Below are 13117 nucleotides of genomic sequence, written 5' to 3' on the forward strand. Positions count from 1 at the left end.
GGAATGCAGAAAGGCAAGGAGGTATCTGCACTCCTTGCCACTTTCAACTTATAGCGCACTGGGGGGCTTGCGGCAAGGCCCCGGTGGTGACGCAGAATCACTGGCCGAAGGCGGAACCTGCGGAGATGGTGATTGCGTGACGACTGAAGTGCCCAAGGCGACCGAGGTGATGGAAGTGACCGATGTGACCGACGTGGTCGTTGTCGGCGGTGGACCGACCGGTTTGATGCTGGCCGCCGAGTTGCGCCTGCACGGCGTCCGCGTGGTCGTGGTGGAGAAGCTGACCGCGCCCACCGGAGAGTCCCGCGGCCAGGGCCTGCACACGCGCAGCGTCGAGCTGATGGACCAGCGCGGCCTGCTGGACCGATTCCTCGCCGTCAGCGAGAAGTTCCAGGTCGGCGGCCTGTTCGGCGGCATCATGAAGCCGTGGCCGGAGCGGCTGGACACGGCGCACCCGTACGGCCTTGCCATCCCGCAGCCGCTCACCGAGCGGCTGCTGGGCGAGCACGCCCTCGAAGTCGGTACCGAGATCCGGCGCGGCTGCGAAGCGGTCGGCCTGAGCCAGGACGAGGACGGGGTGACCGTCGAGCTGGCGGACGGCACGCGCCTGCGCTCGCGCTACCTCGTCGGATGCGACGGCGGCCGCAGCGCCGTGCGCAAACTGCTCGGCGTCGGCTTCCCCGGCGAGCCCGCCACGGTCGAGACCTTGCTGGGCGACATGGAGGTGACCGAGGATCCGGCGACGATCGCCGCCGTCGTCGCGGAGGTGCGCAAGACCCAGCTCCGCTTCGGCGTCAGCGCCGGCGAGAACGGGTCCTGCCGCATCGTCGTACCCGCCGACGGCGTGTCCGAGGACCGTACGGCCGCACCGACCCTGGAGGAGTTCAAGCAGCAGCTGCGGACCTTCGCCGGCACCGACTTCGGCGTGCACTCGCCGCGCTGGCTGTCCCGCTTCGGCGACGCCACCCGGCAGGCCGAGCGCTACCGGGTCGGCCGGGTGCTGCTGGCCGGCGACGCGGCGCACATCCACCCGCCGACCGGCGGACAGGGGCTCAACCTCGGTGTGCAGGACGCCTTCAACCTGGGCTGGAAGCTCGCCGCCGCGGTCAACGGCTGGGCCCCGCAGGACCTCCTCGACACCTACCACGCCGAACGCCACCCGGTGGGCGCCACCGTGCTGGACAACACCCGCGCCCAGATCACGCTGTTGGGAACCGACGCGGGTCCCACCGCGCTGCGGGAACTGTTCGCGAAGCTGATGGACTTCGAGGAGGTGAACCGGTACGTCACCGGGATGATCACCGCGGTCGACGTCCGCTACGACTTCGGAGAGGGCCACGAACTGCTCGGCCGCAGGCTGCGGGACGTGGAGCTGAAGCAGGGGCGCCTCTACGCGCTGATGCACGCCGGCCGCGGACTCCTGCTCGACCAGACCGGCCGCCTGTCGGTCTCCGGGTGGGCCGACCGGATCGACCACGTCGTCGACGTCAGCGAGGAACTGGACGCACCCGCCGTGCTGCTGCGCCCGGACGGCCACGTGGCCTGGGCGGGCGAGGACCAGCACGACCTCGACGCCAACCTGCCGAAGTGGTTCGGCGCCGCCACGGCCTGAGCGCGAGCCTGGGCTACGGAGAACAGAGTGGAATGCCCAGCCGTATACGGGAGTTGATCACGGCATGACCCAGAATGCAGGCCCCCGCGCCCTGTCCGACGAAGCTCTCTCCGAACTGCTGAGTACTCAGCAGTTCGGCACTCTCGCCACCAACAAGAGCAGTGGCCATCCCCATCTCACCACCATGCTTTACAGCTGGGACGCTGAAGCGCGGATGGTGCGGTTCTCCACCACTGCCGACCGCATCAAGGTCCGGCAACTCCGGCGTGACCCACGCGCGGCCGTACATGTTCCCGGCGGCGACGTGTGGTCGTTCGCCGTGGCGGAGGGGGAGGCCGAGGTCTCGGAGGTCACGACCACGCCGGGGGACGCGACCGGGCGAGAACTGCTCGCGATGGTGCCGCAGGCCGCGAAGCCGCAGGACGAGGATGCCTTCTTCGAGCAGTTGGTCGCCGAGCGCCGCGTGGTGATCCGACTGAAGGTGTCTCGGCTGTACGGGACGGCACTCGACGTCAACGGCTGAGACTGCTCGCAGCCACGCGCCCTGCGCGCCGCTGCTCGGATTCGGAGTGGTGCGCCTTCGGCCAGCGGCGGGTGGGGTGCGGCTCAACACTGCGCGGAGCCGTTCCCGCCCCGTCTCGACGCTCGCCTCCCACAGCCCCGCGACATCGGCCTCGCGGTGAGAGCCGCGTGACCACAGGACACCGCGTCGTCCGCACTCCCGGAGGCATGGCCCTGCAAGGCGTGGCGCAAGACGAGCGCGGCGAGGAAGGCGTACGGCGACCGCACCGCGCGGAGGCTTCCGCTGGTCGCCGAAGCCGAGGCGGGCAAGTACAACGAAGTCGCCTTCTCCTGGCGTCGCTCCGAAGCAGACCCGTGGGTGAGGATTCCCGCAGGGGACGTCACCGCCGACGGTGCGCCGCTGGCCACCTGGCCGGTACCGCTGAACGCGGGCAAGAGCGCCACCCTGACGTGGAACGCAACGTCGACGGTGGACCCGGACGGTTCAGTGGAGATCAAGGCCGACTTCACAGGCCCCAACGGCGCCGCTGCCGGACCGGAACGCCGATGGCGCCGCCACCGATCAGATCGGTCCTGGTTCGCTGAACCTGCTCACCGGCGACGACGCGCTCTCCGCTTCCGACGCCTCCTACTACGCGATGTCGGTCACCCGTACCGCCTCCTCGCGCAGCCCCAAGGCGGGAAGCAACCAGCAAGGCCAGGCCGCGATCTTCGGCGATGAGTGGGTGTCCGGCGACCGGTGCACTGACCCGCAACGTGGACTCCATCTCCGGAGACCTCGCCGCGACAACCAGCGCCACCGGAGACGTCGTCCTGCACCTGGCCACCATCCACGGCGACGTCGCCCTGCAGCTACCGCTCGACAGCGCCAAGGCTCCAGTCGTGCTGGACACCGACGAGTACGGGACGGCAAGGTCCAGTCAGCCGGTCACCCGCTACAGCTGGCTGGGTGCCAAGCAGCGCTCGGCGGAGACCCCGGCCGGACACGCTCTCATGGGCGTCCGCCTCTACGACTCCGCCGTCGGCCGTTTCCTGTCGGTCGACCCCGTCCAGGGCGGCGGGGCCAACCGCTACGGCTACCCTGGCGATCCTGTCAACCAGAACGACCTCGACGGCCGGGCTTGGAAGTGCAAGGCCAAATGCCAGCTCGCCGGCAGCGGCTCGCACTGCGAGGGATATGTGTGGGGCGCCGGATCCGGCGCCAACGAGGACCAGGCGGTGAAGGACGCCAAGCGGGACGCGGTCAACCAGGCGCCGCGCGGCTGCTATGCCCGGCACTGCAAGGCCTACGACTGCACGAAGAACAGGGCCAAGCAATGGTGGGACGGCAACTACAACCCGCGGACCATGCACGGGCATAACCCGCCCAACTGGATGCGAAGCGCGAACTACCACTCCTGGGGATTCGCGTTCTACGGGCAGGTCTGGAGGGGCACCTACGGCAGCTGGTGCGGCTGCAGCCCCTGACGGATGGCGGCACAGCCGGGGGAGGTACAGATGCCGTGGCGCCTGTGCCTCCCCGCCGGGACCGCCGTAACCCCCAAGGACGAGATCCCGCACCCGACGAGGAACGAGGAACGAGGATGGGTAAAGGAAACCAGACCGATCCCGGCACCTTGCCAGGGGAACGTCGCCTCTGGCAGGTGAAGCTGGCCATCGTGGCCACCCCGGAGGAGCATGAGGAACTCCTGGACCGGCTGACCGACGTCCTGTGCCCGGACCCCAATCACGAGGGGCCTTGCGACATCCCCTGGGCCATGCACAGCGTCAACGAAGACTCCCTCTCGGAAAAGGAGCGCAAGGCCCTCCTCAACGAGATCGAAGACACCAATCCATCCTGACCTGTACCGGGGATGGCTACTGCCGACCGGCCTGCCCCCACGCAGAATCGTGTCCTTGGACTCAAGACCAGAGTGGTGACGAGGTCCCGCCCGATCGCAAGATCCGGCGGGACCTCGTGCTTCCGAGGAACTATCGGCGTCGTTTGAATCGTTCCGGGCTTGATGGAGACTGTGCGCGATCTCTCGGGTATGACCGTCCGTTGACGTAGCGCCTGGGCTGCGACCGGCCGCCTGGCCCTCAACGTGGTCACCAAAATCGCGATCGTCGAGCACCTGGGGCACCCCCGGCATCATGCACCCCTGCGCTATTCGGGATGAAGAACGCAATTGCCGCCGGACAAGGCTTTCGTGCAGGCAGCTAGCGAGCCTCACCCGGTTCTCACGGGAAACTCTGCACTCGAAGGTGCCGGCCAGCGACAGAGCAACCTCTCCGCGAGGAGCTCACTGAAGCAAGCTTATTTTCCGGGGCAGTTCAAATCCGGCTCGACCGTATGGCTGCCGCCGGGTAGGTGGCTGGCCTCGACCGCGTCGATCCACGTGGGGAGCGTGGAGCCGAGGCGGCCGGTGAGTATCTCGCCGAAATCGCGGACATGCCTGGCGGCCCTGTCCAGTTCGGGGCAGCGGGCCGGACACCCTTCAGGCCGGCGCGGTCGTCCTCGCTCAGCGCGGTCGGGTGTCGGGTGAGCCAGCCGGTCACCTGGCGCACCGTCGGGGCCGGGGCGGCGCGCCGGCCGCAGCCCCGCGGAGGGTGGCGATGTGGGCACCGCCGGGCAGCCGGCGCACCCTGGCCGGCGAGCCGAGGTTCGTCGGCCTACGGCTGTGGCGTTACGGCCGGTGCTGCAAGGCCGAGAGCGCGGGCACCAGGAATCCCGGGCTGTCCGGCCCACGGAGAGTCATCCCGGCAGGGCCTTGCCCAGGATCTCGCACGCGGCGCGGCAGGGCTGGGGGCGTTCCGGGGGAGTCGCGCTGTTCGAATTATGTTCGATACGGTGGCTGTATCTGGTCAGGGTGGCTGGAAAGGGGTGGTCGGTCGATCGGAGGTGGCCCATGGGCGTCGGTGCGCACCTCCATGCCGCGAGTGGCTACTCGGCCCGGTACGGCGCCTCGGACCCCTCTGACCTGGTGAAACGGGCTGCGGAGCGGGGTGTCGGGACGCTCGCGCTCACTGATCGCGACACTGTCGCGGGGGTGGTCCGCTTCGCGAAGGCGGCTGCTGGGGCGGGGGTCCGTCCGGTCTTCGGGGTCGACGTCGCCGTCGCCCCCGCCCCCGCCGCCGGACCCGGCGGCGGCCGCGTCGCCCCCGCCGGGGTCCGGCCGCGGACGCCCGTGCGGGGTGGGGCGTACGTCGTCGAGCCGGCCCTGCGGGTCACCCTCCTCGCGCGGGACGCGGACGGATGGGCCCGGCTGTGCCGCCTGGTCTCCGCCGCGCATGCGGGTGGCGCCCAGGAGGGTGCAGCCGACCGGGCCGCAGCCCACGCCGGTGCCGCCCACGCAGCCCCCGCTCCCGCCCCCGCCCCCGCCCCGCCCGTTGTGTCCTGGCCCGTCCTGGAGCGCTACGCGGACCAGGGACTGGTGGTCATGCTCGGCCCGGTGTCCGAGCCCGTGCGGGCCCTCGTGGCCGGCCGGCCCGATCTGGCCGAGCGGCTCCTCGCCCCGTGGCGGGAGATCGTGGGCCCGGGCCTGCGGCTGGAAGTGCTCTGGTACGGGCTCTCCGGCACCGGGCCGGGCTCGCTGCGCCTGGCCGCCCGCACCCTGGGGCTGGCCGACCGGCTCGGCATCCCCGCGGTCCTCACCAACGCCGTCCGCTACGCCGACCCCGCCCAGCACCGCATCGCCGACGTACTGGACTCCGCCCGGCTGCTGCGCCCCATCGACCGCCGCCGCCTGGACTGCGGCGAGCGCTGGCTGAAGGGGCCGGAGGCGATGGCGTACGCCGCCGGGCGGATCGCCGCGGCCACCGGCCCGGGCGCCGGCTCGGGCGCCGCCTCGGACCCGGCCCGGGCGGCGGAGCTGCTCGCGGAGACCATGCGTACGGCGGAGCTGTGCGCCGTCGACCCGGTGGCCGACCTCGGCATCGGCATCGGCCCCGCCCCCGCGCGGCCCAGTTTCCCCGAGCCGGAATCGGTGGGCGCCGGCCCCGGAACGGACGAGGCCGCAGCCCTGCTGCGCCGGCGCTGTGAGGAGGGGATGTTCGCGCGCGGCCTGGACCGCGACCGGCAGGCGGTACGGCGGCTGGAGTACGAGCTCGGCGTGATCGGGAAGCTGGGGTTCGAGTCCTACTTCCTGGCGGTCGCCCAGGTCGTCACGGACATCCGGGCCATGGGCATCCGGGTCGCCGCCCGCGGCTCCGGCGCGGGCAGCATGGTCAACCACGCCCTCTTCATCGCCACCGCCAACCCCCTCGAACACCACCTGCTCTTCGAACGCTTCCTCAGCGTCCGCCGCCGCTCGCTCCCCGACATCGACCTCGACGTGGAGTCGGCCCGCCGGCTGGAGGTCTACGACCGGATCATCGACCGGTTCGGCACCGAGCGCGTGGCCGTCGCCGCGATGCCGGAGACCTACCGGGCCCGCCACGCCCTGCGCGACACGGGCCTCGCCCTCGGCCTGCCCCCGCAGACCGTGGACCGGATCGCGAAGTCCTTCCCGCACATCCGGGCCTGCGACATCCGCGGCGCCCTCGCCGAGCTCCCCGAGCTCAAGGAACTCGCCGCAGAGGCCGCCTCGTACGGCCCGCTGTGGGAACTCGCCGAGGGGCTGGACGCCCTGCCGCGCGGCTACGCCATGCACCCGTGCGGAGTGATCCTCTCCGACGCCACCCTCCTGGACCGGCTGCCGGTGCAGCCCACCCCGGGCGGGCGGTACCCGATGGTCCAGGCCGACAAGGAGGACGTGGAAGACCTCGGGCTCGTCAAGCTGGACGTCCTGGGCGTACGGATGCAGTCGGCGATGGCGCACGCCGTCGCCGAGATCCGCCGTACCACCGGCCGGCAGCTCGACCTCGACAACCCGGACCACGTCCGGCTGGACGACCCCGACGCGTTCGAGCTCATCAGGCAGGCCCGGACCGTGGGGATGTTCCAGCTGGAGAGCCCCGGACAGCAGGACCTCGTCGGCCGCCTCCAGCCGCGCGGGGTCCAGGACGTCATCGCCGACATCAGCCTGTTCCGCCCGGGCCCGGTCAAGGGCGGCATGCCCGCCCTCTACATCGCCGCCCGCCACGGAGCCGCCCCCCACTACCCGCACCCCGATCTGGAGCCGGTACTCGCCGACACCTACGGCGTGACCATCTGGCACGAGCAGATCATCGACATCTTCGCCGTGATGACCGGCTGCGACCGGGCGCTGGGCGAGATCGCGCGCCGCGCCCTCGCCGGCCCCGACCGGCTGCCCCGGGTGGAGGCGTGGTTCCGGCAGCGGGCGGGCGCCCGCGGCTACGGCCGGGAGGTGCTCGACGAGGTGTGGGAGATCGTCGCCGCGTTCGGCGCGTACGGGTTCTGCCGCGCGCACGCCGTCGCCTTCGCCGTGCCCGCCCTCCAGTCGGCCTGGCTCAAGGCCCACCATCCCGCGGCCCTCTACGCCGGGCTGCTGGAGCACGATCCCGGGATGTGGCCCGCCCGGGTGATCGTCTCCGACGCCCGCCGCCACGGCGTGCCCGTGCTCCCCGTGGACATCAACCGCTCCGCGCCCGACCACCGTGTCGAGCGGACGGCGGACGGGGCCTGGGCGGTACGGCTCTCGCTGTCGACGGTGAAGGGAACCGGCGCCGAGGAAGTGGCCCGCATCGCCGCCGGCCGCCCCTACGCCTCGCTGCAGGACTTCTGGGAGCGGGCCCGCCCCGCGCTCCCGACCGCCGAGCGCCTGATCCGGATCGGCGCCCTCGACTCCCTGCGCGGCCGCCTCACCCGCCGCGACCTCCTCCTCCAGGTCTCCGAGCTCCACCGCCACACCCGGGGGCGCGCGGTCGACGGGCAACTCGCCCTCGGCGGCGCACTCGTCACCGCCGCACCGTCGGGGCTGCCGGAGATGACCAGCCGCGAAGCCCTCGAAGCCGAGATCGAGGTCCTGTCCATCGACGTCTCCCAGCATCTGATGGAGCACCACCACCGGCTGCTCCGCGAGCTGGGCGCCGTCGACTCCGCCCACCTGGGCGCGATGCGCCCCGGGCAGCGGGTCCTGGTCGCCGGAGTCCGCGCCTCGACGCAGACGCCGCCGATCCCCTCGGGCAAGAGGGTCATCTTCGTGACCCTGGAAGACGGCCGGGGCCTCGTCGACATCGCGTTCTTCGAGGACAGCCACGAGGCCTGCGCCCACACGGTCTTCCACTCCGGTCTGCTCCTGGTCCGCGGCACCGTCGAGGCCCGCGGGCCGCGCCGCACCGTGGTCGGCCAGATGGTCTGGAACCTCGAGGAGATCGCGGCCGCCCGCCGCGACCAAGGCACCGAAGCCGCCCTCGCCCTGCTCGGCCGCGCCGATCCGGCCCCCACGCCGGCCCAGGGCGCCGCCCCGCCGCGCACCCTCGCCAACGGCACCAGCGGAGCGCGCCTCCACCCCTACGCGGACCTCCAGCCCGCGGGCACCCGCGCCGCCGACCTCAAGTCCCTCGGCTACACCAGCCCCGGCTCGGCGGGGTGATCACCACGCAGCAGATCCTCCACGCCCAGTTCCACTTCCCCCACGGGGCCGGCCCCGGCACGGTCCCGGGTACGGACACCGGCGCGGACCCCGGTACGGGCCCCGGCGCCGGCCCGGGCTCCGCCACCGCCGCCGGCCTCTACGCCCAACTCCTCGACATGGCCGCCGACATCACCCCCCGGGTCCAGCCGGTCCCGCCCGACGCCGCCCACCTCGACATCACCGGAGCCCTGCGCTACTGGCAGCGCGACGCCGAGGCCCTGGCGGCCGTCCTGCGGATGCGGACCGTCGGACTCCACGGTGTGCGGACGACCTGCGCCATCGCGCCCAACCGCATGCTCGCCACCATGACGGCCGCCCTCACCCCCCTCGGCGCCACCACCGTGCTCACCGAGGGGGAGGTCACCGCCTGGCTGCGCCCCCGGCCCGTCGCCGCGCTCTACGGAGTCGGCCCCGCCACCGCCGCCACCCTGGCCGCGTACGGGGTGCACACGATCGGGGACCTCGCCGACGCGCCCCTGCCCACCCTGACCAGGATCTTCGGCTCGGCCACGGGCCGGGCCCTGCACGCCCACGCCCAGGGTGAGGACCTCCGCCCGGTCGAGGCCCGCCCCGTCCCCAAGTCCCTGGCCGCCCACCACTCCTTCGAGGCCGACTGCCTCGACACGGACCGGCACCGCCGGGCCCTCCTCGGCCTGGCCCACCGGCTCGGTGCCCGGCTCCGCGACGAGGAACAGGTGGCCGCCGGCCTCACCCTCACCGTCCGCTACGCCGACCGCACCACGACCACCCGTACCCGCACCCTGGCCGAACCCACCCACCACACCGGCCCCCTCGCCGGCGCCGCCTACGAGCTCTACGGTCTCCTCGGCCTCCAACGGGCCCGCGTACGCTCCCTCGACCTCCGTGCCGAGGCCCTGCGCCCCGCCTCCGAGGCCCGGCTCCAGCTCAGCTTCGATCCGGCCGACGAACGCGCCCTGGCCGTCGAGGCGGCCGCCGACCGCGCCCGAGCCCGCTACGGACCCGATGCGGTCAAACCGGCAACCCTCGCCGCCCGCAGGCCGTAGCCCCGCGCCCGTCGGCTTCCTCCACCCGGGGCGGGATCCGCGTACCGCCGGGTTTGGAGCAAAGTGCCGCTCGGCACGGCGGCCGGCAGGCGTTCCCTACGACTCCGTCGCCCCGATCGAGCCGGGCTCCGGGAGGAACCCGCCATTTCCGTCCGGGGGCGGCCCCGGCCGGCCGGTGCGGGGTGAACGTCCCCGAATGTCCTCGAACACACAGGCGCCTTCCGCCAGTTCACCCAGCCGTCGCGTCCTCCTGCGCACCGCCCTGGCCGGCACCGCGGCGGCCGGGTCCGTCCTCGGCCTCGGTTCCGCCTTCCCGGCCTCCGCCTCCGACGCCTCCGCCGAAGCCGTGGAGGGGGTCCGTCCCCGTACCCCGGAGGAGGCGCTGCGCCGCCTGGCGGCCGGCAACCGGCGCTGGGCGGCGTACCGCCAGCAGCACCCCCACGAGTCGCGGTCCGTACGCCTCCAGGTGGCGCGGGAGCAGCACCCCTTCGCGATCGTGCTGGGCTGCGTCGACTCCCGGGTGCCGCCGGAGCTCGTCTTCGACCAGGGGCTCGGCGATCTGCTGACCGTCCGCGCGGCGGGAGAGGTGCTGGACGAGGCGGTGCTCGGCAGCATCGCGTACGGGGTCCTGGAGCTGGACGTCCCCCTGATCCTGGTCCTCGCCCACCAGTCCTGCGGGGCCGTCGGCGCCGCGGTCCACGCGGACGAGACGGGTACCGAGCTGCCCGCCCGCATCCAGTACCTGGCGGAGCAGATCCGGCCCTCCATCGACCACGGTCAGCACGGTGAGGCCCGGGTCGCCGCCACCATCGACGCCCACGCGCGCCGGACCCGGGGCCTGCTGGCGGCGGAGCCGGACCTGGCCCGCAGGATAGCCGCCGGCCGGCTGGCCGTGGCGGTCGCGCGCTACGACCTGACCGACCAGAAGGTCCGCATGCTGCGCACCGAGTGAATACCGTTCGCCTATCATCGACGCCACGCAAAAACAGCCACGCAAAAACACCCCGGACCGATTGACGGCCGGGGTGTTTGTCTGCGTATATTTGATGTTTCACATCGAAGCAGAGCTAAAACGTGAACAAGTTTATGAGGACACCGTACCGCGTCAGGAGTGGAATTGTCAACCGAAGAATTCCGGAATGAGCAGCAATTCATCACGGCTCTCTACACGCGTCTCGACGACCTGCGGGAGCAGGCCGAACGCGCCGTACAGTGCGCGCTCGGCGAGGCCGGCAGCGGGTTCCAGGCCCGGCTGGAGCGGGATGTCATGGTCGCTGAACAGTCCGGTCTGCTTTCCGCTCTGAACTCGGGCGAAAGCGGCCTGTGTTTCGGCCGGCTGGAGTTCTCCGACGGCTCGGACCACCACATCGGCCGCATTGGAATCAGGCAGGACGACGGGGAGCGCACTCCTCTCGTCCTCGATTGGCGGGCCGATGTCGCACGGCCGTTCTATCTCGCGACCGGATATTCCCCCATGGGGCTGCGCCGCCGCCGCCACATCACCACCCGCGGCCGCGAGGTCACGGCCCTGCACGACGAGATCCTCGACCTCGCCGACACCGAGCGCACCGGCCACGAGGGGGCCGACGCGGACGCGGTGCTGCTCTCCGCGCTCGACGCCGCCCGGACCGGCCGGATGCACGACATCGTGCAGACCATCCAGGCCGAGCAGGACCGCATCATCCGCTCCACCCACCGCGGGATCCTGGTGGTGGAGGGCGGCCCGGGCACCGGCAAGACCGCCGTGGCCCTGCACCGGGCGGCCTACCTGCTCTACGCGCACCGCGAGCTGCTCGCCAAGCGCGGCGTACTGATCGTCGGGCCGAACCCGGCCTTCCTCGGCTACATCGGCGAGGTCCTCCCGGCCCTCGGCGAGACCGGGGTGCTGCTCGCCACCCCGGGCGAGCTGTTCCCCGGCGTGCGCGCGAGCGCCGCCGACCGCCCCGGCGCCGCCGCCGTCAAGGGACGCGCGGAGATGGCCGGGATCCTCGCCCGCGTCGTGAGCGACCGGCAGGCGCTGCCGGAGACCGTGCCCGCGGGCAGCGGCGAGGACGCCGACGTGGTCCCCGAACCGGCCCTGGAGATCGACCACGACGACTACGGGACGCTGCTGCTCGACCGGACCATGGCCCACGAAGCCCGGGACCGGGCCCGCGCCACCGGACTGCCGCACAACCTGGCGCGCCCGTACTTCGCCTTCCGGATCATCGACGCGCTCACCGAACAGCTCGCCGACCGGCTCGGCGCCGACCCCTACGGCGGCCCCAACCTGCTCGGGCCCGACGACATCGCCCAGTTGGGCAAGGAGATCGCGACCAGCACCGAGGTGCACGCCGCCATCGACACGCTGTGGCCCCCGCTCACCCCGCGACAGCTGATCTCCGACTACCTCGCGGAACCCACGTACCTCCCCGAGCGGGAGGCCGGGCTGATCCGGCGTACGACGACGGGCGACGCGGACTGGACCCCGGCCGACGTCCCGCTGCTCGACGAGGCCGCCGAGCTGATCGGAGTCGACGACACCGCGCGGCGCGCCGCCGAGGAGCGCGAGCGCCTCGAACGCGTCGCGTACGCGCAGGGCGTACTGGACCTGTCGGCCGGGTCCGAGTCGTACGAGTTCGAGGATGCGGAGAACGAGTTCCTCGCGGCCCACGACATCATCGACGCCGAGCGGATGGCGGAGCGGCAGGAGGAGGCCGACCACCGCAGCGCGGCCGAACGGGCCGCCGCCGACCGCACCTGGGCCTTCGGGCACGTCATCGTGGACGAGGCGCAGGAGCTGTCCGCCATGGCCTGGCGCCTGCTCATGAGGCGCTGCCCGACCCGCTCCATGACGCTGGTGGGCGATCCCGCCCAGACCGGCGACGAGGCCGGCTGCGGTTCCTGGCGGCAGATCCTGGCCCCCTACGTGGAAGACCGCTGGGAGCTCGTGCGCCTCGCCGTCAACTACCGCACGCCCGCCGAGATCATGGAGCTGGCGGCAGCCGTGCTCCGGGCCCGCCACCCGGGCTTCGAACCGCCGAGCTCGGTCCGCTCGACGGGGCGCCGGCCCTGGGTGGCGCGGACCGACGACCTGGCCGCGGCGGTGGCCGACGCGGTACGGGAGGGCGCGCCGGCCGAGGGCCGCCTCGCGGTGATCGCCCCGCGCCCGCTGCACGAGGCGCTGGCCGCCGCGCTGCCCGGAGTGCGGGCGGGGGAGGAGCCCGACCTCACCCGACCGGTGGTCCTGCTCGCGCCGCGGCAGGCCAAGGGCCTGGAGTTCGACACGGTGATCGTCGTGGAACCGGCGGACCACGAACCCAGCGACCTCTACGTAGCCCTGACGCGCGCGACACAGACCCTGGGGGTGCTCCACACCGGCCGGCTTCCGGAGGGCCTGGACGAACAGGGGTAGGGCCTGTCGCCGAACTCCCGTCCGCCACGCGGCGACCGGCGGCCCG

General features: G+C 72.5%; 8 protein-coding genes and 1 pseudogene. All 9 read left to right on the top strand.

Annotated features, from left to right (window positions below; translation table 11 throughout):
- Positions 1–184: 184 nt before the first annotated feature.
- Entirely contained in the window at positions 185–1612 is a 1428-nt protein-coding gene (gene rox, locus AC061S_RS26650) for a rifampin monooxygenase (RefSeq protein WP_478688458.1), read from the top strand.
- Positions 1613–1676: 64 nt separating this feature from the next.
- Positions 1677–2135 carry a PPOX class F420-dependent oxidoreductase gene (locus AC061S_RS26655; protein WP_478688415.1) on the top strand — a complete coding sequence of 153 codons (459 nt, stop codon included), beginning with the start codon at positions 1677–1679 and terminating at the stop codon, positions 2133–2135.
- Between the two features lie 255 nt (positions 2136–2390).
- Positions 2391–2868: pseudogene (locus tag AC061S_RS26660) on the top strand (hypothetical protein); the annotation flags it as partial.
- A gap of 22 nt (positions 2869–2890) precedes the next feature.
- Entirely contained in the window at positions 2891–3601 is a 711-nt protein-coding gene (locus tag AC061S_RS26665) for an RHS repeat-associated core domain-containing protein (protein WP_478688416.1), read from the top strand.
- A 116-nt stretch (positions 3602–3717) separates the two neighbouring features.
- The gene (locus AC061S_RS26670; protein WP_478688417.1) at positions 3718–3975 is read left to right on the top strand and encodes a hypothetical protein; all 258 of its coding nucleotides are present in this window, start codon (positions 3718–3720) and stop codon (positions 3973–3975) included.
- A 1047-nt stretch (positions 3976–5022) separates the two neighbouring features.
- Positions 5023–8610, top strand: a complete 3588-nt coding sequence (locus tag AC061S_RS26675) for a DNA polymerase III subunit alpha (protein WP_478688418.1) — start codon at positions 5023–5025, stop codon at positions 8608–8610.
- Positions 8607–9677: a DNA polymerase Y family protein gene (locus AC061S_RS26680; RefSeq protein WP_478688419.1), complete on the top strand. Its 1071-nt coding sequence runs from the start codon at positions 8607–8609 to the stop codon at positions 9675–9677. Before AC061S_RS26675 ends, AC061S_RS26680 begins: the two co-directional genes overlap by 4 nt.
- A gap of 196 nt (positions 9678–9873) precedes the next feature.
- Complete coding sequence (locus AC061S_RS26685; RefSeq protein ID WP_478688420.1) at positions 9874–10629, top strand: carbonic anhydrase; 756 nt, start codon at positions 9874–9876, stop codon at positions 10627–10629.
- Between the two features lie 165 nt (positions 10630–10794).
- The gene (locus tag AC061S_RS26690; RefSeq protein WP_478688421.1) at positions 10795–13071 is read left to right on the top strand and encodes a HelD family protein; all 2277 of its coding nucleotides are present in this window, start codon (positions 10795–10797) and stop codon (positions 13069–13071) included.
- The last annotated feature ends 46 nt before the right edge of the window (positions 13072–13117 follow it).

Source organism: Streptomyces sp. CA189 (assembly GCF_056428985.1).

Excerpts from the sequence above, each read along its gene's own strand:
- AC061S_RS26670 (WP_478688417.1), top strand. The coding sequence starts at position 3,718 with ATGGGTAAAGGAAACCAGACCGATCCCGGCACCTTGCCAGGGGAACGT.
- AC061S_RS26655 (WP_478688415.1), top strand. The coding sequence starts at position 1,677 with ATGACCCAGAATGCAGGCCCCCGCGCCCTGTCCGACGAAGCTCTCTCC.
- AC061S_RS26685 (WP_478688420.1), top strand. The coding sequence starts at position 9,874 with ATGTCCTCGAACACACAGGCGCCTTCCGCCAGTTCACCCAGCCGTCGC.
- AC061S_RS26675 (WP_478688418.1), top strand. The coding sequence starts at position 5,023 with ATGGGCGTCGGTGCGCACCTCCATGCCGCGAGTGGCTACTCGGCCCGG.